This window comes from Kribbella sp. NPDC050470, from assembly GCF_044458365.1.
Taxonomy (GTDB): Bacteria; Actinomycetota; Actinomycetes; order Propionibacteriales; family Kribbellaceae; genus Kribbella.
In genome coordinates, this window is the sequence record NZ_JBITHV010000009.1 from 399,849 (window position 1) to 419,889 (window position 20,041).

General features: G+C 69.4%; 18 protein-coding genes. 10 read left to right on the top strand and 8 right to left on the bottom strand.

Annotation, left to right across the window (positions count from 1 at the left end):
• Positions 1-2 precede the first annotated feature (2 nt).
• Entirely contained in the window at positions 3-779 is a 777-nt protein-coding gene (locus ACIBGM_RS28740; protein WP_396387281.1) for a TetR/AcrR family transcriptional regulator, read from the top strand.
• Here the strand turns inward: ACIBGM_RS28740 and ACIBGM_RS28745 are convergent.
• Positions 774-1,736: an endonuclease/exonuclease/phosphatase family protein gene (locus ACIBGM_RS28745; protein ID WP_396387282.1), complete on the bottom strand. Its 963-nt coding sequence runs from the start codon at positions 1,734-1,736 to the stop codon at positions 774-776. The two genes, ACIBGM_RS28740 and ACIBGM_RS28745, sit on opposite strands and share 6 nt — an antisense overlap.
• A gap of 125 nt (positions 1,737-1,861) precedes the next feature.
• Here ACIBGM_RS28745 and ACIBGM_RS28750 point away from each other — a divergent pair, with 125 nt between their 5' ends.
• Entirely contained in the window at positions 1,862-3,622 is a 1,761-nt protein-coding gene (locus ACIBGM_RS28750) for an HSP90 family protein (protein WP_396387283.1), read from the top strand.
• Positions 3,619-6,279, top strand: a complete 2,661-nt coding sequence (locus ACIBGM_RS28755) for a tetratricopeptide repeat protein (protein ID WP_396387284.1) — start codon at positions 3,619-3,621, stop codon at positions 6,277-6,279. Before ACIBGM_RS28750 ends, ACIBGM_RS28755 begins: the two co-directional genes overlap by 4 nt.
• A gap of 16 nt (positions 6,280-6,295) precedes the next feature.
• Here ACIBGM_RS28755 and map read toward each other — a convergent pair whose 3' ends face one another.
• On the bottom strand, positions 6,296-7,063 hold the full coding sequence (gene map / locus ACIBGM_RS28760) for a type I methionyl aminopeptidase (RefSeq protein ID WP_396387285.1): 768 nt from the start codon (positions 7,061-7,063) through the stop codon (positions 6,296-6,298).
• Positions 7,064-7,135: 72 nt separating this feature from the next.
• Here map and ACIBGM_RS28765 point away from each other — a divergent pair, with 72 nt between their 5' ends.
• The 3 genes from ACIBGM_RS28765 to ACIBGM_RS28775 all read left to right on the top strand — a co-directional run bounded on the left by ACIBGM_RS28765 (position 7,136) and on the right by ACIBGM_RS28775 (position 9,551).
• Positions 7,136-7,414 (top strand): helix-turn-helix transcriptional regulator, encoded by a 279-nt coding sequence (locus ACIBGM_RS28765; RefSeq protein WP_360530735.1) that lies wholly within the window; start codon positions 7,136-7,138, stop codon positions 7,412-7,414.
• A gap of 231 nt (positions 7,415-7,645) precedes the next feature.
• Positions 7,646-8,806 carry a CapA family protein gene (locus ACIBGM_RS28770; RefSeq protein WP_396387286.1) on the top strand — a complete coding sequence of 387 codons (1,161 nt, stop codon included), beginning with the start codon at positions 7,646-7,648 and terminating at the stop codon, positions 8,804-8,806.
• Between the two features lie 202 nt (positions 8,807-9,008).
• A complete protein-coding gene (locus ACIBGM_RS28775; protein ID WP_396387287.1) occupies positions 9,009-9,551 on the top strand; it encodes an rRNA adenine N-6-methyltransferase family protein in 543 nt (180 codons plus the stop codon).
• Positions 9,552-9,608: 57 nt separating this feature from the next.
• Here the strand turns inward: ACIBGM_RS28775 and ACIBGM_RS28780 are convergent, their stop codons facing one another.
• Both ACIBGM_RS28780 and ACIBGM_RS28785 read right to left on the bottom strand, forming a co-directional pair.
• Positions 9,609-11,345 (bottom strand): ABC transporter ATP-binding protein, encoded by a 1,737-nt coding sequence (locus ACIBGM_RS28780; RefSeq protein ID WP_360530741.1) that lies wholly within the window; start codon positions 11,343-11,345, stop codon positions 9,609-9,611.
• Positions 11,342-13,063, bottom strand: coding sequence for an ABC transporter ATP-binding protein (locus ACIBGM_RS28785; protein WP_396387288.1), 1,722 nt, complete (start codon positions 13,061-13,063; stop codon positions 11,342-11,344). The genes ACIBGM_RS28780 and ACIBGM_RS28785 overlap by 4 nt, the downstream gene beginning before the upstream one ends.
• A 166-nt stretch (positions 13,064-13,229) precedes the next feature.
• Here ACIBGM_RS28785 and ACIBGM_RS28790 point away from each other — a divergent pair, with 166 nt between their 5' ends.
• Entirely contained in the window at positions 13,230-14,195 is a 966-nt protein-coding gene (locus tag ACIBGM_RS28790; RefSeq protein ID WP_396387289.1) for a glycerophosphodiester phosphodiesterase family protein, read from the top strand.
• On the opposite strand, the gene ACIBGM_RS28795 is transcribed toward ACIBGM_RS28790, so the two are convergent.
• Positions 14,192-15,460 (bottom strand): M48 family metalloprotease, encoded by a 1,269-nt coding sequence (locus ACIBGM_RS28795; RefSeq protein ID WP_396387290.1) that lies wholly within the window; start codon positions 15,458-15,460, stop codon positions 14,192-14,194. The two genes, ACIBGM_RS28790 and ACIBGM_RS28795, sit on opposite strands and share 4 nt — an antisense overlap.
• A gap of 71 nt (positions 15,461-15,531) precedes the next feature.
• Positions 15,532-15,876, bottom strand: a complete 345-nt coding sequence (locus ACIBGM_RS28800; RefSeq protein ID WP_360530753.1) for a PspC domain-containing protein — start codon at positions 15,874-15,876, stop codon at positions 15,532-15,534.
• A gap of 284 nt (positions 15,877-16,160) precedes the next feature.
• Between ACIBGM_RS28800 and ACIBGM_RS28805 the strand changes: the two genes are divergently transcribed.
• A complete protein-coding gene (locus tag ACIBGM_RS28805) occupies positions 16,161-16,481 on the top strand; it encodes a PASTA domain-containing protein (protein WP_360530756.1) in 321 nt (106 codons plus the stop codon).
• Positions 16,482-16,523: 42 nt separating this feature from the next.
• Positions 16,524-16,865, top strand: a complete 342-nt coding sequence (locus ACIBGM_RS28810) for an MmcQ/YjbR family DNA-binding protein (protein WP_360530759.1) — start codon at positions 16,524-16,526, stop codon at positions 16,863-16,865.
• Here ACIBGM_RS28810 and ACIBGM_RS28815 read toward each other — a convergent pair.
• Entirely contained in the window at positions 16,840-17,424 is a 585-nt protein-coding gene (locus ACIBGM_RS28815) for a DsbA family protein (RefSeq protein WP_396387291.1), read from the bottom strand. The two genes, ACIBGM_RS28810 and ACIBGM_RS28815, sit on opposite strands and share 26 nt — an antisense overlap.
• A gap of 298 nt (positions 17,425-17,722) precedes the next feature.
• Between ACIBGM_RS28815 and ACIBGM_RS28820 the strand changes: the two genes are divergently transcribed.
• Complete coding sequence (locus tag ACIBGM_RS28820) at positions 17,723-19,399, top strand: ABC transporter substrate-binding protein (RefSeq protein ID WP_396387292.1); 1,677 nt, start codon at positions 17,723-17,725, stop codon at positions 19,397-19,399.
• Here the strand turns inward: ACIBGM_RS28820 and ACIBGM_RS28825 are convergent.
• Positions 19,396-19,956: a GNAT family N-acetyltransferase gene (locus ACIBGM_RS28825; protein ID WP_360530996.1), complete on the bottom strand. Its 561-nt coding sequence runs from the start codon at positions 19,954-19,956 to the stop codon at positions 19,396-19,398. The genes ACIBGM_RS28820 and ACIBGM_RS28825 overlap by 4 nt on opposite strands.
• Positions 19,957-20,041: the final 85 nt, after the last annotated feature.

A 20,041-nucleotide genomic window follows, 5' to 3' on the forward strand; every position in this document is an offset into this window, starting at 1 on the left:
ACGTGACAGTGCGGCACAGCGGTGGAGGCCAGCCCGAGCGCACGCTCGCTCTGCTTTGGCGGAACCAGCGAGAGCAGGTACGGCGTACCGCCGGCCGACGCCCGTCGCTGGACGTCGACGGAGTGGTGCGGGCAGGCATCCAGTTGGCCGACGAGCGTGGACTCGACGCAGCCTCCATGGGTGGCGTCGCCAAGGCCCTGGGCGTAGGCACGATGACGCTCTACACCTACGTGCCGTCCAAGGAAGAGCTGCTGGACCTCATGGTCGACCAGACCCTGGCTGAGCGGCAGCTACCCGGCCCCGGCGAGCCCAGACCGACGGACTGGCGCGAGCAGGTGGAGGTGTACTCCGAGCAGACCAGAGCCATGTACGAGCGCCATCCCTGGCTAGCCCGGGTCTCCACCGTCCGCCCGCCGGTCGGCCCGGGCATGCTGGCCGGCCGCGAGTACCTGCTCTCCACGCTGCTCCCACTCGACCTCAGTCCGCGCGACACGAACACGGCTGCGCTCGCCATCACGACGTACGTCGACTCCGCCGCCGGACTGCTGGCCGAGAACGAGTTGGTCGAGCGCGCGACCGGGCAGAGCAACGAGGCGTGGTGGTACGACCGCAACGACCTCTGGGAGACGTACTTCGACGTCGAAAGACATCCCGCGATGACGGCCATCTGGAACGCGAACGGCTACCAGGACACCGTCCGCGAGGCCGCCACCGACGCGTCCCGCTACGGCCTCGACCGCCTCCTGGACGGGATCGAGGCCCAAGCGAAAACCCTATAGATCAAGGGAGATCCACGCCGGATCGTGATCGGTCCCGTCGCGGGCGAGCTTCTTCCGCCGGCCGATGAACGCGTCCCGCAGCCGCGGCGCCAGCGCCGGCGACAGCCAGATCTGGTCGATCAGGTCGAACGTCCGCGGCTGCCCGGACTCCTTGAACGTCGACGTCCAGGCCGGGTTCGCCGGCAGCTCGACGGTCGTCGTGACCGTGCCGATCTCGGTCGGCGTCAGCAGCGCGTTCACCAGCCCCGCCTTCTGGTACGCCGCCAGCGCCGGCGAGTCCGGGGTGTCGTTCATGTCGCCGCAGAGCAGGAACCGCTGCCGGGTGCTGGTCCGCTGCGCGATGATCCGCATGATCGTGTCCGCCTGCTGGGTCCGCAGCAGTTGTGCGGCCTCGAACGCGGCGACCGGGTCCTCGACGGTGAAGTCGACGAACTTCGACTTCAGGTGCGTCCCGAACACGGTCAGCACCTTCCGCCCGCGGGTGTCCAGGATCTCCGCCTCGACCAGGTCGCGGGAGAAGATCGGCCGGTCCGGCACGGCCGGGTGGAACGTGCGCTGGTAGCTGGTCACGCCGCCGAGCGGCCGCCGGGACAGGATGCCGATGTCGATGAACCGGGTCGAGTCGTTGCCGTCGATCACCATCACGTGCTCGTAGCCGCCGTTCAGGTGCTCGCGGTTGAACTCGCGCAGTACGTCGGCGTTCTCGACCTCCTGCACGACCCACACGTCGACGTCCGCGGCCAGCAGCCGTTCGGCGACCCGGTTCGTGTCCTCCGGCTTCTTCGCGACCAGCAGCTTGCCGCGGCTGTCCAGCTGCAACCGGCGGCGGTGCTCGTCGTCGAAGGTGTACGTCGCCGGCACCGAGCTGGTGCCTTGCGCGAGCACGTCCACCGCACCGGCGAAGTTCCACCGGTCGAACAGGTTGTTGAGGTTGAAGGTCCCCACCGTCAGCGTCATGTCCCGACCCCTTCCGACTGACGAACTACTCCTGAAAGTACGCCGTTCGCCACCGCCCGTCACCAACACGAAGCGAACAGTCGCCGACTTCCGGGTGGGCCCCCGGAATGCCGTAGGTTGCCCGGGTGAGTGAGAACTTCCAGGTCGATCTGCAGGGGATCGTCGACCTGCTCAGCAACCACCTGTACAGCAGCCCGCGGGTGTATCTGCGGGAGTTGCTGCAGAACGCGGTCGACGCGATCACCGCCCGGCAGGCCACGGATCCCGAGGCGCCGAAGCGGATCGAGGTGCGGACGGCGGACGACGTACTGACCATCAGCGACACCGGGATCGGGCTGCGGCCGGACGAGGTCCGGGAGCTGCTGGCGACGATCGGCCGGAGCTCGAAGCGCGACGAGATCGGGTTCGCCCGGACCGAGTTCCTCGGCCAGTTCGGCATCGGCCTGCTGTCCGCGTTCATGGTCGCCGACGAGATCGAGGTCGTCACCCAGCCGGCCGGTGGCCCGGCGATCCGCTGGGTCGGTACGGCGGACGGCCGCTACACGATCGCGGACACCGCGGACCGCGCCGAGGTCGGTACGACTGTCACGCTGAAGGCCCGGCGTGGTGCCGAGCAGTGGTACAAGCAGGCCACGGTGGTCGAGCTGATCCGGCTGTTCGGCGCGCTGCTGCCGATCGAGATCCGCGTGGACGGCGAGCAGGTCACCGACGGCAAGGCGCCCTGGGAGGGCGGCGGCGTGGCGGACCTGGTCGGCTACGCCCAGGACAAGCTCGGGTTCACGCCGTTCGACGTGATCCACCTGAACAACCCGGCTGCCGGGCTGACCGGTGTCGCGTTCGTGCTGCCGTTCGCGGCCAACCCGGCCGAGCGCGCGACGCACCGCGTCTACCTCAAGCGGATGCTGCTCGCGGAGAACGTCGAGGGGCTGCTGCCGGACTGGGCGTTCTTCGTGCGCGCAGTCATCGACACCTCGGAGCTGCGGCCGACTGCGAGCCGGGAGGCGCTGTTCGACGACGGCAACCTCGAGGCGACTCGGGAAGCGCTCGGAGCGCAGCTGCGTGGCTGGCTGGTCCGGCTGGGCAGCACGGATCCGGGCAAGCTCGACAAGTTCCTGGGTATCCACCAGCTCGGTGTGAAGGCGCTTGCGCTGCACGATGACGAGATGCTCCGGCTGGTCCACCGCTGGCTGCGCTTCGAGACGAACCACGGCCGCATGACGACTGCAGAGCTCCAGGAACGCACCGGCGAGATCCGGTACGTCGCCACCATCGAGGAGTTCCGCCAGCTGGCCGCAGTGGCCGCTGCACAGCAGATCACGGTGGTGAACGGCGGCTATACCTACGACAGCGAGCTGCTGGAGCGGCTGCCGAAGGTAGTGCCCGACCTTGTCACCACCAGGTTCGACCCGACCGAGCTGAGCACCAGCTTCGACAGTCTGGACCCGGACACCGAGCTGCAGCTCCGCCCGTTCGTACAGCTGGCGCAGGACGCGCTGGACCCGGTCGGCTGCGAGGTGGTGGTCCGTGCGTTCGAGCCGGCCAGCCTGCCTGCGCTCTACCTCGTCGACCGGTCCGCACAGTTCGCCAGAGAGCTCCGGAGTACCAAGGACCGTGCCGACGCGCTGTGGTCGGAGGTGCTCGGCGCTCTCGACACGCACGACGACAGTCGCCCCCAGCTGGTGCTGAACCACCGAAGTCCCTTGGTACGGCGGATGGCGTCGCTGAACGACCGTGAGCTCGCACAGCTCGCAGTGGAAGGCCTGTACGGGCACGCGTTGATGCTCGGCTACCACCCGATCAGCCCGGCCGACTCCGCGCTGGTGAACCGCTCGTTCCTCGGCCTGCTCGACCAGGCCGTCCCCACGCAGGAGGACCCGACCCGATGAACCAAGATCTGATCGACCGCCTGCAGCGTGCCGAGAGCACGCCGTACGGGAAGGCGCGGTCCGCTCTGCTGGAGGACGTCGTACGGCGGGCTGACGCCGACGGCGCGGACGACTTGGCGTTCTACAGTCGGCTGTCGCTGGTGACGGCGTACGTGATGGGTGGGGAGCCGCGGAAGTCGCTGGTGCCGTTCGCGCGGTGCGTGGCGGATTGGGACGCGGACCCGGGCAAGTACCAGGACTACTCGCACCTGTTCCACTGGTGCTTCAAGTACGCGCCCAGCACGCTCACCAAGTTCCCAGAGGTGCCGCTGGACCGCGCGTACGCCGTACTGGACGACATGGAGCGGCGTTGGCAGCTCAGTGGTCACAGCATGCACGCCGTACACCAGCACCGGTGGCTGGTTGCCCACCACATCGGTGACACGGAGGCAGCGGCCGAGCAGTTCCGCCTGTGGTCGACTGCGCCGCGCGACGACCTGTCGGACTGCGTCGGCTGCGACCCCACCTCGAAGGTGCACCACCTGACGAGCGTCGGGCGTACGGCGGACGCCGTAGCGCTGGCCGTCAACGTGCTGGACGGGCAACTGACCTGTGCTGAGCAGCCGCAGCAGATGCTGACCGCGTTGCTGCCCGCATACCTTGCTGAAGGCATGCACACCGAGGCGGTCGACGCGCACCGGAAGGGCTATCGGCTCCTGCGCGGCCGTGTCGGTGAGCTGAGTGAGCACGCGGATCACGTGGAGTTCCTGGCTCGCACTGGCAATGAGCTGAAGGCGGTGGAGCTGATCGAGCGGCACCTGCCGGAGTTCGACGATCCGCCGTCGCCGTACGCGGAGATGACGTTCGCTGCGGCGGCTGCGCATGCGCTCGGGCGAGTGGACGGGCTGATGATCCGGCTGCCGAAGGCTGACCCTGTGCCAGCCGCGGAGCTGAGCGAGATGTTGGCTGGGCGGGCGCTCGAGTTGGCTGCGCAGTTCGACGCGCGCAACGGGACGACGCACCGCAGCTCGTTGATCCAGGGGATGCTGACGGCTGAGCCGTGGGTGGAGTACCTGCCGCTGTCGGAGACTGCTCGGCGGGCGCGGGTGGTCAAGGCGGCGGCTCAGCAGGCGCCGGCTGAGCAGGTCGACAGCCCGCGGCCCACGCCATCTGGCCGTGGCTGGCTCGACCGGGCCGAGGAGGCCTGGCAGAAGGCTCAGCCGGAGGAGGCGGAGGCCGCGTGGCGTGCCTTCGAGCAGGAGGTTCCGGACAGCGAGTGGACCCCTGTCGACCGGGCGCGGGTGCTGGACGGGCGCGGGCTGGTTGCGCGCGATCAGGCAGAGGTCGCACTGGAGGCCTGGCGTGAGGCGCTGGGGTTGTACGCCGAGGCGGGCGAGGAGGTCCGCGTGCTGCGCGACCGCGGCCGCATCGGCCGGCTGCTGTGTGAGACCGGGCAACTCGACGAGGGCCTGGCGACCGGTGAGGAGCCGATCCGCTGGCTGGTGGCCAACGACGAGCCACAGCGGCGCGGGCACTGGCAGTACTCGCTGGCGACCATGTACGCGCAGTCCGGTCGGCTGGAGGACGCCGTACGGGAGCTGGCTGAGCTTCGCGTGCGTACTGACATCGAGGAGGACCTGCGGGCGGGTGGAGCGATCCTGGAGTGCAACCTGCTCGCGAACCTAGGTCGCTTCGAGGAGGCGGAGGCGGCTGCGACGGTTGGCCTTGGTACGCCGTCCGACCTGGCGCGGTCGTTTGCGTACAAGCAGCGTGGGCGGCTTCGGCTCGAGCTGGAGCGTCCGGGCGAGGCAGTCGAGGACCTGGTCGAGGCGGTGGCGCTGGCGGCGGGGACGCCTGAGCTGGACGTGCATGTCGCGCTGACGCAGCTGGAGCTGGCTCGTGCGTACTTGCTGACTGGGCGTGCGTTGGAGGCGGCTGAGACCGCAGAGGAGGCGCTGCCGGGGCTGGGGAGCAGTCCGGAGCTTGCTGATCCGCTGGCGGATGCACGCGGGATGCTGATCGATGCGTATAAGGCGCTGGGTGAGCTGGAGGCTGCGCTGACGAAGGTCGGCGAGTTGCTGGCGGCGGCGCCTGCTGAGGCGCACCCGGCGTGGCTGGGCATGGTGCGGCAGGACGAGGGGATGTTGCTGAGCCAGCTCGACCGTGACGAGGAGGCGGTTGACGCGCTGGTCGCGGCTGCTGCGTACTACGAGGCCGGTGAGCAGCCGGTGGAGCAGGTGCAGGCCATCCGGCTGGCGGCACAGTCGGCTCGCTACGCGGGCAACTTCACGCAGGCGGTGGAGTTGGTCGAGCGTGCTCGCCCGTTGCTGGAGGCACTGCCGTCGGCTGACCAGCGGGTGCTGTTCCAGACTGCTGGTATTCACTGGGATCTGGCTGTGATCGCGTTGCAGCAAGGTGAGACGGAGGCCGCCGTACAGCAGGCCACGCAGGCCGCCGAGCGCTACGAGCAAGGCGGCTTCGAGGACCAGCACACCAACGCCCGCCTCCTGATCGCCGAGCACGGCACCACGGACGCCAAGCTCGCCGAGGACATCTTCACCACCCTCCCTACCGGCCACGACCTCTGGTACCGAGCCGGCTACCTCCTCCTGGACCGCCTCCGCACCGAAGGCCGCACCCAAGAGGCTGACACCTTGGAAGCCCGCCTCAACGAGTAGTTCCAGGGGAGGGGAACTACACGACGGTGAGGATTTGGGGGCCTTCTTCGGTGATGGCTACGGTGTGCTCGGCGTGGGCTCCTCGGGTTTGGTCGGAGGAGCGGAGGGTCCAGCCGTCTTCGTCGATGACGTAGGTGGTAGTGGAGCCGGTCCAGAACCACGGTTCGATGGCGAAGACGTGGCCGGGGCGCAGTTTGAGGCCGCGGCCGGGGCGGCTGTTGTTCGGGACGTGCGGGTCCTCGTGCATGCGGCGCCCAATGCCGTGGCCGCCGAAGTCCAGGTTGGTGCCGACGCCGGCCGCCTTGCCGATCCGGCCGATCGCGGCGCCGATGTCGCCGAGGCGGTTGCCCGGGACGGCGGCGGCGATCCCGGCTGCCAGCGCCTGCTCGGTGGTCGCGATCAACTCCAGGTCCTCGGCTCGCGGCGTACCGACGCAGAAGCTGATCGCCGAGTCCGCGCACCAGCCGTCGACCGAGGCCCCGCAGTCCACGTTCAGCAGGTCACCGTCCTGCAGCACGAGGTCTCCGGGCAGTCCGTGCAGCACGGCGTCGTTCACCGACGTGCAGATCACGCCACTGAACGGCGTCGTCGCGAACGTCGGCTGGTAGCCCTCGAACAGCGACACCGCACCCCCCGACCGCAGCACCTCCCGCGCGACCGCGTCGAGCTCGCGCAGCGACATCCCGACCGCGGCTTCCTTCTTCACCGCGGCCAGCGCGCTCGCGACCACCCGCCCGGCGGCCCGCATCCGCTCGATCTCCGCCGGAGTCTTCAACTCGACCATGCCCGCTCCTCGACCTCGGCCTCTCGGCCACTGCACTTCCCGGATAACTATACCGGTACTATTATCACGGTCATGGTACGACCACCTCTGTCCAGCTGGGACCGCGAGCGCGGCCGGCAGCTCGGCGCCCTGCTGCGCGAGGCGCGCGGCGAGCGCAGCATGGTCGACGTCGCGGCGGCCTGCGGCGTCTCCGTCGACACGCTCCGCAAGATCGAGACCGGCCGGATCCCGACCCCGGCGCTGTTCACGGTCGCCGCGGTCGCCGCGACCCTCGACCTGTCCCTGGACACCCTGGTCGCGGCCTGCGCGGACCAACCGGAGACCCAGGGCGACTCCAACCTGATCGCCTGACCCTAGTGTCCTGAGTCGGAGGTTCGACGGCGCTTTCGGCGCCCAGGCACGCACCTCGCGGCACTTGCCCAGCGCCCACGATGCTCCGCATCGAGGCCACTGACCAAGCACCCCGATGCACGCACCTGACCACCGAAATCACTCGCCGAACCTCCGACTCAGGACACTCGAACCAAACCGCCGGCCCCGGCGTCTCCCAAGCAACTGGGGAACGAAGCTTGGGGGCTTGCAATGGCGGTACGACGTCGTGCTGTGCTGGGGGCGATGCTCGCCGGAGCGGGAGCGTTCGCGACGACCGGCTGTATCGCTGACACCGCCGCCGACACCGGCGGCGGGACTGCGCCGGCACCCAAGCAGAAAGCCAAGGAAAACAAGGCGAACCAGCCCGACCGGATCACCTTGGTCGCGACCGGCGACGTCCTGCTGCACGAACGCCTCTGGACCACAGCCAGGCGCGACGGCCGCAACGGCGAGTGGGACTTCGCCCCGGTCATGAGCAGCATCAAACCGATCGTCCAGGACGCCGACCTCGCGATCGCCCACCTGGAGACCCCGCTCGCCCCGCTCGGCGGCCCGTACCGCGGCTACCCGCTTTTCCAAGGCCCGCCGCAGATCGCCGCAGCCCTCAAGCAGACGGGGTACGACGTCTGCACGACAGCCAGCAACCACAGCTTCGACAGCGGCGCGGCCGGCGTCGACCGCACCCTCGAGACGCTCGAGCGAGCCGGCCTCCGGCACGCGGGGACGGCGCGCACCCCGGACGAGGCCGAAACCCCAACGATCATTGACGTTCGCGGCGTCAAGCTCGCCGTCGTCAGCTACACGTTCGGCTTCAACGGCCTGCCCTACCCCGACGGCGAGACCTGGCGGGCCGGCAAGATCGACGTGCCGAGGATCAAGGCGATGGCCAAGAAGGCCCGCGACCGCGGCGCCGAGATCGTGGTCGTCAGCTGCCACTGGGGCACCGAGTACTCGAGCAAGCTCAACGACCAGCAGCGCGAGGTCGCCCCGCAACTGCTTGCCGACAGCAACATCGATCTGCTGCTCGGGCACCACGCCCACGTCGTCCAGCCGATGGAGAACATCGACGGCAAGTGGGCCGCGTACGGTCTCGGCAACCTGATCGCCGCGCACCGCGAGCCGAGCACTCCCAAGGCCGAGGGTCTTCTGGTCCGGTTCACCTTCCAACGCGACGGCGACCGCTGGACCACGTCCGACGCCGAGTTCGCCCCGCTGCTGATGACGGACGCGTTGCCGGTGCGGGTTCTCGACGTACGGCGGGAGCTTGCCAAGCCGGGGCTGGCCGCGGCCCGCCGTACCCGGTTGGAGCGGGCGGAGCGCCGTACGACGGCGACCGTCAAGTCGCTCGGTGCAACGCCGAAAGCCCTGTGAAAGCAGGATGGTCGCCAAGACCGCGGGGACCTGAGCTGGCGCTGATCGGCTGCGGGACCTCGGCGCCTGGCTTCCCGTTCGACTGGATCGGCGAGTTCCTGCACCACGTGCCAGGCCCGGTGGCCCGCCAAAAATGCGTTGAATCCGGGCAGTCCGGCTGTCTATGGTCTGGCCATGATTACGTACTTCGTGATGGTCCGTCGTGCCCGCCTCCGGGCAGGCGAGGGGTGCCTGGGGATGGCATCCGCTCGATAGTCGTTGGGCCCAACGCGTCGTCGACGCCGCCGGGGTCAGACCCGGTGAGCTCGTCCTCGACGTCGGAGCCGGACTCGGCGCGCTGACCGCGCCGCTGGTCCGGGCCGGAGCCCAGGTGATCGCCGTCGAGCTCCACCCTGGCCGTGCCGATCGGTTGCGCCGGCGGTTCGCCGACGCGTCGGTGACGGTGGTCCGTGCCGATGCCGCCGACCTGCGGTTGCCGGCCCGGCCGTTCCGGGTGGTGTCGAGTCCGCCGTACAACGTCTCCACCGCACTGCTGAAGCGCTTGCTGGCACCGGGTTCTCGCCTGGTGTCGGCCGATCTGGTGCTGCAGCGGGCGGTGGCGAACCGGTGGTCGCGCGGTGACGCGCCCGGTGCGAGCCGGTGGCTCCGCCACTTCGACCCGTCGATCGGTCTCCGCCTTCCCCGCAAGGCCTTCACCCCACCGCCGCATGTCGACTCAGCAGTCCTGGTGCTGCGCAAACGGTAGAGAGAGCAGAACCCCCGCCGGTCAGAGGTGACCGCCGGGGGTTCTTGCTGTCAGCAACTATCCGTGCCAGGAGTTCCACAGGGCGGCGTACGAGCCCTGGCGCGCCACCAGCTCGTCGTGGCTGCCGAGCTCCGAGATGCGACCGTCCTCGACCACGGCGACCCGGTCCGCGTCGTGCGCCGTGTAGAGCCGGTGCGCGATCGCGATCACTGTCCGGCCTTCCAGTACGGCGGCCAGCGAACGCTCCATGTGTCGCGCCGCCCGTGGGTCGATGAGTGACGTCGCCTCGTCCAGCACCAGCGTGTGCGGATCCGCCAGCACCAGTCGCGCCAGCGCCAGTTGCTGAGCCTGGGCAGGCGACAACGCCAACTGCCCGGACCCGACGCGCGTGTCCAGACCCTCCGGCAAAGCCTCGGCCCACTCGCGCGCATCCACCGCGCCGAGCGCGTCCAGCAGCTCCTGGTCGGAGGCGCTGGGCCGAGCCATCGACAGGTTGTCCCGCAAGGTGCCGACGAACACGTGGTGCTCCTGGGTCACCAGCGCGACCTGCTTGCGCAGCTCGTCCAGCGGCAGCTCGGTCATCCCGACCCCGCCGACCGTCACCGAACCTGTCCGCGGTGGATGGATCCCAGCGACCAGTCGGCCGAGTGTCGACTTCCCGGCGCCGGACGGTCCGACCATCGCGATCCGCTCACCCGGCTCGATGGTCAGGTCCACGCCATGCAGCACGTCGCGACCCTCGACGTACGAGAACCGCACGTCCTTCGCCTCCACCAGCTCACCGGCCGGCGATCGCCCGGACGGCGTCCGATCGTCCTGTACGTCGCTGATGCCCAGCAACCGCGCGAACGCGGCACCACCGGACTGCAGCTCGTCCAGCCAGGAGAGCAACCGGTCGACCGGGTCGATCAGCTGGTTGACATACAGCACCGCGGCCGTGACCGCGCCCAGCGAGACGTGACCGTTGATGTGCAGCCAGCCGCCGAACACCAGCGTCCCCACCACCGGCACGAGATACCCGATCTCGGCCACCGGGAAGTAGATCGTTCGCAGGAACAGCGTGTACCGCTCGGCCAGGTAGGAGCCGCGGATGTCGGCATCGGTCCGACGGACGCGCTCGTCGTACCGCCGGAGCGCCTCGACCGTGCGGGCGCCCTCGACCGTCTCGGCGAGCGAGCTGGTCATCTGCGCGTACGCCGCGTTCTCCCGCAGGTAGCCGTCCTTTGCGCGGCGCAGGTACCACCAAGTGCCCAGCCAGAGGGCCGGCACCATCGCGAGCAGCGGCAGCAGCACCCAGACGCCGACGAGCAGCGTCGCGCCGACCGTGAACAGCACGGTGACGAACGCGATGATCGTCTCCGGTACGGCGAACCGCACCGTCCGCGACAGCGTGTCGACATCCCGCGAGGTGCGGGACAGCAGGTCACCGGTGCCGGCCCGCTCGACCGTGCCGATCGGCAGCGCGAGCGCGTTGTCGACGAACTCCTCCCGCAGCTCGGCCAGCACCTGCTCGCCGAGCGCGAAGGACTTGAACCGGGCCCACCGGGTCAGCAGCGACTGCGCCACGATGAACACCGCGATCACCAGGATCACCTGGTTCACCTTGGCGACGGTCGTGCCCGACTGGACGTCCTCGACCAGGCCGCCGATCAGCCGCGGCGCAGCCAGGCCGGTGACCGCGGCCAGGCCGTGCAGCAGCAACGCCACCAGCAGCGTGCGCGGGTGCCGACGGGCCAGTCGGCGGGCATGCCGGCGGATCTCGGCGGGACCCGCGACCGGAAGGATCTGCCTCATGTGAGCGCCTCCTCCTCTTCGGTCTGACGGGTCACGGTCCGGCGGTACTGCGGGTCGGTCTCGAGCAGCGTGCGGTGCTTGCCAGTGGCAACCACTCGGCCGGCGGCGACGAAGATCACCTCGTCGACCCGGTCCAGCAGCAGCGGGCTGGCGGTCAGTACGACGGTGGTGCGCCCGGCCCGGTGGTCGCGTAGCCGGTCCGCGATCCGCGCCTCGGTGTGCGCGTCGACTGCAGACGTCGGCTCGACCAGCACCAGCACGGACGGGTCGGTCAGCAGCGCACGCACCAGCACGAGCCGCTGGCGCTGCCCGCCGGAGAACGACCGGCCCTTCTCCTCCACCTCGGAGTCGAGCCCGTCGGTCAGCGCGACGAGCACGTCCTCGGCAGACGCCGTACGCATCGCAGCCAGCACTTCTTCGTCGGTACGGCGGTTGTCCGGGTCGAGCTCTTCGCGCAACGTCCCGGTGAACAGTTGGGAACCGGTGTCGCTGACCAGGATCCGTTGCCGGATGTCCGCACGAGTCGCGCTCGCCAGGGTCACTCCGCCGTACCGCACCTCGCTGGTGTCGTCGTACCGGCCCAGGCGGTCGGCCAGGGCGTTGTAGGTGTCCGGCTCGGCCGAGACGATCGCGGTGAGCAGGCCGTCGCGCGCCCGGATCCCGGAGACCGGGTCGACCAGGTCGCCGCCGTCCGGCAGCCGCACGGGCTGGGCCGGCTCGGTGATGTCGGGCTGCAGCGCGAGCACTCGGATCACCCGGCGCGCAGCCACCAGTCCGCGCATCAGCTGGTTGGCGAACTCGGTGGCCGTGCGCAGTGGCAGCACCAGGAACGTCGCGTAGCCGTAGAAGGCGACGAGTGAGCCCGCGCTGAGCGTGCCGCTCAACGCGAAGTGCGCTCCGATGCCGACCACGAGCACGACGAACACACCAGGCAGCAGCACCTGGGCGGCGTCGAGCACGGACTGGATCTTGGCGACCCGCACACCGGCCTGCCGGACCTGCTGCGACTCGCCGCGGTACCGCCGGGAGAAGGAGTCCTCGCCGCCGATGCCGCGCAGCACGCGCAGACCGGCCACGATGTCCGAACCCAGCGAGTTCAGCTCGCCGACTGCCTCGCGTTGCGCGGACTGGCGCCGGTGCAGCGGCCGCAGCATCGGGCCCAGGCAGAACAGCATCACCGGCACTCCGATCAGCACCACCAGGCCGAGCGTGGTCGAGGTGGAGAGCAGGATCGCGGCGACCACCACGAAGGCCACGATCGCGCCGGCGAACCGGGCCGAGATCTCCATCAGGTTGCCGATGTAGGCGAGGTCGCCGGCGCCGATGCTGACCACCTCGCCGGTGGCCAGGTTCTTCGGCAGGGTCGCGCCGAGGTCGGCCGACTTCCGGGTCACCACCTGCACCGTGCGGTAGGCGGCGGTCAGCCAGTTCGTCACCGCGAACCGGTGCCGCATGATGCCGGCCAGCGCCTGCACCACGCCGACCGCGAACAGCGCCGCGCTCCACTGCAGCAGCCGGTCGCCGTCACGCGCGGCGATGCCCTCGTCGATCGCCTTGCCGAGGATCGCCGGGATGAACGCCTGTGCACCCATCCAGAGGATGCCGAACGTCATCCCGCCCGCGAGCGTGCGCGACTGACCGCGCGCGACCCAGAGCAGGTAACGGGCCGGCGAGCGGTGGACGGGGACGCCGGGATCGGCGAGTGGCAGCTGTCTCATGGCCCTCTCAGGCTAGGTCTGGCCACCGACACTCCGCATGCGAATTACTCGCACCTGGGACCGTCACGATCGGTGCCGACCCGGTCTCCCCGCGCATCAAAAGACCTTCACCTTGCGTTGGGCAACGGGTTCCCGGGCCGCCATGTCGGCCGCCTGTCCTGGAACCATGCTGGTGATCGCGCATCGGGGAGCGAGTGGGTACCGCCCGGAACACACGCCGGCGGCGTACCGCCTGGCTGCGGACCAAGGAGCCGACTACCTGGAACCGGACCTGGTCGCCACCCTCGACGGCGTCCTGGTCTGCCGGCACGAGAACGAGATCTCCGGTACGACGGACGTCGCCGACCACCCGGTGTTCGCCGACCGCAAGATCACCAAGATCGTCGAGGGCACCGCGGTGACCGGCTGGTTCGTCGAGGACTTCACCTACGAGGAACTGCGGCAGCTCCGGACCCGGGAGCGGATGCCCGCCCTGCGCGCCGGCAATACGGCGTACGACGGGCTGGAGGCGATCCCCACCTTCGACGAGGTGGTGGCCCTGGCCCGGCAGGAGTCGCTCCGGCTCGGGCGGCCGATCGGCGTACTGCCGGAGATCAAGTACCCGGCGTACTTCCGGCGGCTCGGGCTACCGCTGGAGGAGCTGCTCACCGAGCGGATCCTGACACTGGGGCTGCGCAACGACGAGATCATGGTGCAGTCGTTCGAGCCGACCAGCCTGCGCCGGCTGTCTGTGATGACGCGGGTTCCGCTGGTTCAGCTGGTGGACGCGGAGAGCGCGCCGAACGACTTCCTGCGGACCGGCGACGGCCGCACCTTCGCGGACCTGATCGAACCGGGCGGCCTGCGCGAGGTCTCGACGTACGCGCAGGTGCTGGCGCCGCACAAGGACCTGGTCATCCCGCGCCGTCCGGACGGCGCGCTCGGGGAGCCGACCCGCCTGGTCGACCAGGCCCACCGTCTCGGCCTGTCCGTCCAGGTGTGGACCTTCCGGGCCGAGCGCCGATTCCTTCCCACCGGCGCAGACTTCCGCACCGAGCTCGCAAGCTTCACCCGCCTGGGCATCCAAGGCATCTTCGCCGACCACCCCGACCTGGCAGTCGCTGCAGTGCGTCGATCCGCGCTGCGGGTCTAGAGCGCGCTGCGAAACTCAGCCAGGACCGCCTGGGCAGGTGGTGCCAGCTCCCTGTCGACGTTCCTGCTCTCGTCGAGCCCGAGCACGACCTTCGCGTGGGTGGCGGGCCTGGCCCGGATGAGTCTGGTCCGCAGGTACGTCGGCGGATGCATTGCGTCGGTGCGCGTCTCCCGGCTCCGGCTGGCTCTGACGCGCCGCTCGATCTCGCGCTTCGGCACCTCGTTCACAGCTCGCCGGACTGCCTCCAGCGGGTCGATCTCGCTGCCGAACCGCAGTACCCGCTCCATCGCCCGGAACGCCGTATCGCTCAGCAGCAACCGCTCGAGCGCATGTGCGGTCGCCTCCGACCCTGCGACCTCAGCTGCCCTCCGGTCCGCCAGGTACTCGGCCCGCTGGCTGCCGCGGAAGTAGGCGCGGTCCAGCAACCAGCCGTACCCACGCACCAACCCGCCGACCGTCGCGTTGACCAGGCGGGTGATGAGTCCGACGTAGGTGGCATCTGCGTTGATCTGGTAGCTCAGGTCCTGGCGGTACCTGTCCAGCGGCTGCTCGGAGAAGGTCAGCCGTAGCTCATGCAGGATCGACTCCGCCGCACCGATCACCCACCCGTGGTGGGCATCGCCGTTCCGGCCGTGTCCCAGTTCGTGCGCGAGGACAGCGAGGCGCTCCTGTGGGCTCAGGCTGGTCCAGAGTGGCAGGCCGATGCCGATCACCGGGCGGAAGCGCCAGCCGACTCGGCCGAACCACATGTTGGGTTCGGCGTCCACGACCACGGCTGCGATCTTCTGGGCGCCGATAGCGTCGGCTATGCGGTCCAGGACGCCGTACAGGGTCGGGGCTTGGTCGCGTAGGAGCAGCTGGGCGTCGGGCGGCAGCTTGTCGGCGCGCGGGCGGAAGAGGTGCGCTACGGCGAACGCGAGTAAGGCCAGGGGACCACTGAGCCACAGCGGCCGGTAGAAGATGAGCAGAGCGAAGCCGCTCGCGAGTGCCACAAGCGGCAGTACCAGGACAAGCGCCGATAGCAGGTAGGCGGCGACGCGGGCCGCGTCCCAGCCAGGGCGGTGGATGCCGCCGGTCTCCAGCTCGCGATAGAGCGCGTCGGCGAGCCTTTGCTCGAGCCGAAGGCGCCAGGCCGGCGTGGGGTCTGTCTGCGGGGCCGGGTCGACGTTCCAGTCACACTGGTCGCACCAGGTGACGTAGTGCTGTTCGACCCTGATCTGGTGCCCACAGTCGGGGCAGTTCGTCACATCCTCGGTGCTCTGCACGCGAGAAGTGTGGCAGGCCGGGCAGCAGGGTGACGGTCGCGTGCGACTGGGTCACCCTGCTGCTGCGTCGGTCATGCCGCCGGGGGCTTGTTGTTGGTCGGGTTGGTGTCGTCGTAGATGCGGGAGGCGATGTCGGCCTCGGGAGTCTGCTGCGGCTGATTCACCGACTGCTGGACGTTCTGCCAGACGGCCTTGCCGTCGGACTCCGGGATCACGACCCAGGCGATCACGTAGCCGATCAGGGCGGTGCCGCCGGTGAGCAGAGTCAGGGCGACGATGCCGAGGCGGACCAGGGTCACGTCGATGTTCAGGTACTCCGCGATGCCGCCGGAGACACCCGTGAGCATCCGCTGGTCGCGGGAGCGCCGGAGAACCTTGCCGGACAGGTTGGAGAACGGTGCGTTGGAGTTCGTCATGTCTCAACTCTCCCGCCTGAACACCCCTCACCACATCCGGATCGGTACCGACCCACCCCTGACCCGACCCCGGGGCCCCCGATCGACACCCCCCACGACTTTCGTCGGCCCGAGCCACCCAGCACTCTTGTCTGTATGCGCAACGGGCTGCGGGACGACGACCTGGCGGGACCGCCGCTGGATGCCGGCCGTGCGGGCGTGACCCGCCGTCGCCGGCCCCGCACGACGCTGGCGTCGGCCGCGGCCGCGATGAGCGCCAGCGGACGGGCTGCCGGGAGGACGGCATGTGCTCGGGTGCGGTCGGCATCCCTTCCCTGCAGGTGTGGTTCCACGCCGAGTCGACCACGAGTGCGGACGAGGTGGACCGGATCCTGACCCGGATCGAGATCGTGCGGAATCAGGTCGGAGTGCCCAGCTATCAGTCGCAGGTCACGCGGCCGACCGGCGTGGCGTATGCGAAGGCGCTCGAGCAACTGGGCCTGAAGACCCGGTTCCTGACCAGGACGTCGCAGAACTACCGGGCGGGCGAGATCTTCGCGGTTTCGCCGCGGCCGGGGACGGTGCTGGCGCCCGGGGCGACGGTCACCGTGACGGTGGTCAGGTAGTGGTCAAGTAGAAGTGTCGGTGGGCCGATCTACGGTTGGGGGATGGACGTCGACGTACTGGCGAAGGTCGTGCTGGGGTTGCCGGGGGTGGAGGAGTTCGAGGGCTGGGCGGGGCAGCCGGTGTTCAAGGTGCGGAACAAGAGCTTCGCGTACATGTCGGCGGACGAGACCAGGCTGCTGCTCAAGTCGCTGCGCGAGGAGCAGGAGGCCCTGGTGGCCGAGAACCCGGAGGTCTTCGCGCCGTCCTGGGCCTCCGGACGGTTCGCCTGGCTCGACGTCGACATCGAGGCGGCCGACGACGAGGAGCTGCGCGAGTTGGTCACCGAGGCGTGGCGCCTGACCGCTCCGAAGTACCTGATCACCCAGTTGGACGCAGCACAGTAGTCAGGTCCCGGAACCACACCCGCGGCCGCAGCCCGCTGACGGACTGGCCGAGCACGTTCCAGGTGGGCGTCCTCTCCACGCCGTACCTCTTCGCCGCCCGTTCGGACTTGTACAGAGCCTCGTACGCCGTCCCGTCGGCCAACGCGGCCCGCAGTCGCACCGGGTCGCCGCCGGCCGCCTCGGCCAGGATGGTGAGGAGATCGACGGACTCGATGTCCTGCCGCTGGGCGAAGTGCGCCGCGAACACCGACTCCGCGAACCGCTGGGCGACCTTGGGCCTGGCGCGCTTCAGCCACTCGAAAGCGGCCAGCGCGGGCCGCGTGTGCGGCATCCGGGACGCCCAGCGCAACGGCAGCCCGGCGGACTCGGCTTCCCGGGCCAGGAACTCGTACGTCGGCCCGACCCGCGGGCCGGCCGGCTTCCCACCGGGCGGGATCCCGGGGTGGCTGCGGAACGCGTGCTCCACCACCTCGATCCCGCGGTCGCGCAGGATCCGGTTCCGGTCCTGGGCGATGTAGCAGTACGGACAGGCGAAGTCGAACCAGTGCTCGACGACCATCAGGAAACTCCTCGAATGTTCAACTACCTGCCTCGGGTACAACACGCCCGAGGACTGGTGCGCGGGTGCATCGTCGCGGCGGTGCGACGTACTGCCAGTACCGCGCAGTAGGTTGATTGAATCTTAATCTTGCGATTCAAGAAGGGTGACCAGTGACCGGACGCCACAGGCTCTCGCGTCAGCGCGCCTGCGGGCGGACACTGGGCTGTGGGGGGTCACAACTTGGCTGATGCACGCCATCCGGCGCCCCCGGTTGCACGCAGGGGGGATGAGGATGGTTTGCGCTGAGCGAGTGCGGATGGCGATCGTCAGCATGGCCCTGGGTGGGTCGCTGGTCGCGTGTGAGGGCGACGATTCAACTGACTCCGGTGATGCCTCCCAGGCCGCCGGTGGCGCGAAGGGCGGCACGGTGACGGCCTACTCCGTCAACGACGTGGAGCACCTGGACCCAGGGCGGAACTTCAGCGTCGACTCCAACATGATCGGCAAGCTGATCACGCGCACGCTGATCGACTACCGCTACGACCCCAAGACCAAGAAGGTCGTCGCCGAGAAGGACCTCGCCGACGGCTACGAGTCGTCACCCGACCTGAAGACGTGGACCTTCAGGCTCAAGGACGGGATCAAGTACGAGGACGGCACCCCGGTCAGGTCGGCGGATGTGAAGTACGGCGTCGAGCGCTCGTTCTCCGCCGACATGTCGGAGGGAGCGCCGTACGGTCGCGAGTACCTGGACTGTCCGGGGTACGAGGGCCCGTACGTCGCCGGCAACAACGGCGGCAAGGGCTGCACCGCGATGGAGGTGCCGGACGACAAGACGATCGTCTTCAAGCTGAACCGGCCGGTCGCCACGTTCGTCGGCACGGCGAGCATGAGGATCTTCTCGCCGGTGCCGCAGGCCAAGGACACGAAGACCAAGTACGACACCCACCCGGTCTCGACCGGTCCGTACAAGATCGAGTCATACGCCCGTAAGCGGCAGTTGGTGCTGGTCCGCAACGACCAGTGGGACCAGAAGACGGACCCGCTGCGCACCGCGCTCCCGGACAAGTTCATCTTCACGTTCGGTGGCGACGAGGCGACCGTCGACCAGCGACTGATCGCGGACGGCGCCGCCGACCGGAGCTCGGTGAGCCTGTCCGGTGTGCAGCCAGGGAACATCGCCAAGACGAACCAGGCGAGCGTCAAGGACCGCGTGGTCGACGGCGCCGACATCTGCCGCCGGTACATCGCGTTCAACCAGCAGAAGCCGCTGCTGAAGAACCAGAAGCTGCGCGAGGCGCTGTACTACGGCCTGGACCGCACCAGCTACCGCGACGGATTTGGCGGCGAGCGGCTCGCTGCGGTGGTCGACTCGATCATTCCGCCGGAGATGGACGGCTACCGGCCGGAGGAGCATTTCAAGGCACCGCCGGAGGGTGACCCGGCGAAGGCCAGGCAGCTGCTGGCCGACTCCGGTTACCAGGGCGAGAAGCTCGTGTTCGGCACCGGCGACGCGGACGTGGCCGTCAAGGCGGCCGAGGCCGCTCAGGCGTCCTGGAAGGCTGTCGGGATCAACGTCGACATCCGCCGGATCCCGGGTGACAACTACTTCTCGACCCAGCAGCAGGACTCCGCGGCGACCGACCTGATCACCGCCGGCTGGTGCTACGACTGGCCGTCCCTGGCCACCATCGTGCCGCCGGTGCTCGGCCCGGACAGCACTGCTCAGGGCAAGGCGGCGCAAAACAACTACGGTCGCAGCACCGCAGGGTGGGAGCAGATGGCTGCGCTCGCGAAGGAGTCAGACCAGCAAAAGCTGGAGTCCGGCCTGTCCGACCTGTACGTCGAGATCATGAAGACCGCGCCGCTGGTGCCGACCATTCAGGACCTCAACGTGTACGTGGTGGGCTCGAACATCTCCAACGCGGTGGCCGATCCGAACGCCGGCGGGTTCCTCGACCTGACCCAGATCGGGCTCAAGAAGGCCGGCTAGAGGCTCTTGCGGACGAGGACCCAGCGCTCGCTGGTTCGGCTGACCTCGGTGAAGCCGGCGTCGAGGAACACCGTGAGCGGGCCGCGGTAGAGGTCGGCCGACGAGGTGCGGTCGACCTCGTCGACGTCGACCGCGCAGGCCTCGACGACTGAGGCGCCGTACGACTGCGCGAAGTCGGCGGCGCCGAGGGCAAGCTCGCCGGCGATGCCCTGGCGGCGGTGCCCGACGGGTACGACGAAGCAGGTGATCACCCAGGCGTCCGGCTGGTCGGTGCGCCAGTTGGGAGAGGCGACCACCCGTGGGTACGCCGTCCGCGGGGCGACCGCGCACCAGCCGACCGGCGCGCCGTCGTCGTACGCCAGGACGCCGGGTGGGACGTCGCCGTGGCAGACCTGCTCGCGGAGGGCGCTCCGGTTGCTCCGCTGGGTGGCGGCGTTCCATTGCTGTCCGCGCAGGCGGAAGTACTGACAGAAGCAGCGCGCGGGGTCGCCCCGCTCGCCCATCACGGTGGCAACGTCCGGCCACGAGTCCGGGCCGGCCGCTCGTACGTCCACCATGGGGCCTACCGTAGCGGGGGGCTGGCTTGCACTCGTTTGGGGCGAGTGCTAATACTTGGTTAGCACTCCATGGGTGAGAGTGATA

What these genes read in the sequence shown, in the direction of transcription:
- ACIBGM_RS28805 (WP_360530756.1), top strand. Translation starts at nt 16,161, where the DNA reads ATGTGCTCGGGTGCGGTCGGCATCCCTTCCCTGCAGGTGTGGTTCCAC.
- ACIBGM_RS28825 (WP_360530996.1), bottom strand. Translation starts at nt 19,956, where the DNA reads ATGGTGGACGTACGAGCGGCCGGCCCGGACTCGTGGCCGGACGTTGCC.
- ACIBGM_RS28785 (WP_396387288.1), bottom strand. Translation starts at nt 13,063, where the DNA reads ATGAGACAGCTGCCACTCGCCGATCCCGGCGTCCCCGTCCACCGCTCG.
- ACIBGM_RS28790 (WP_396387289.1), top strand. Translation starts at nt 13,230, where the DNA reads ATGCTGGTGATCGCGCATCGGGGAGCGAGTGGGTACCGCCCGGAACAC.
- ACIBGM_RS28755 (WP_396387284.1), top strand. Translation starts at nt 3,619, where the DNA reads ATGAACCAAGATCTGATCGACCGCCTGCAGCGTGCCGAGAGCACGCCG.
- ACIBGM_RS28815 (WP_396387291.1), bottom strand. Translation starts at nt 17,424, where the DNA reads ATGGTCGTCGAGCACTGGTTCGACTTCGCCTGTCCGTACTGCTACATC.
- ACIBGM_RS28820 (WP_396387292.1), top strand. Translation starts at nt 17,723, where the DNA reads ATGGCGATCGTCAGCATGGCCCTGGGTGGGTCGCTGGTCGCGTGTGAG.
- ACIBGM_RS28810 (WP_360530759.1), top strand. Translation starts at nt 16,524, where the DNA reads ATGGACGTCGACGTACTGGCGAAGGTCGTGCTGGGGTTGCCGGGGGTG.
- ACIBGM_RS28780 (WP_360530741.1), bottom strand. Translation starts at nt 11,345, where the DNA reads ATGAGGCAGATCCTTCCGGTCGCGGGTCCCGCCGAGATCCGCCGGCAT.
- ACIBGM_RS28765 (WP_360530735.1), top strand. Translation starts at nt 7,136, where the DNA reads ATGGTACGACCACCTCTGTCCAGCTGGGACCGCGAGCGCGGCCGGCAG.
- ACIBGM_RS28745 (WP_396387282.1), bottom strand. Translation starts at nt 1,736, where the DNA reads ATGACGCTGACGGTGGGGACCTTCAACCTCAACAACCTGTTCGACCGG.
- ACIBGM_RS28770 (WP_396387286.1), top strand. Translation starts at nt 7,646, where the DNA reads ATGGCGGTACGACGTCGTGCTGTGCTGGGGGCGATGCTCGCCGGAGCG.
- map (WP_396387285.1), bottom strand. Translation starts at nt 7,063, where the DNA reads ATGGTCGAGTTGAAGACTCCGGCGGAGATCGAGCGGATGCGGGCCGCC.
- ACIBGM_RS28800 (WP_360530753.1), bottom strand. Translation starts at nt 15,876, where the DNA reads ATGACGAACTCCAACGCACCGTTCTCCAACCTGTCCGGCAAGGTTCTC.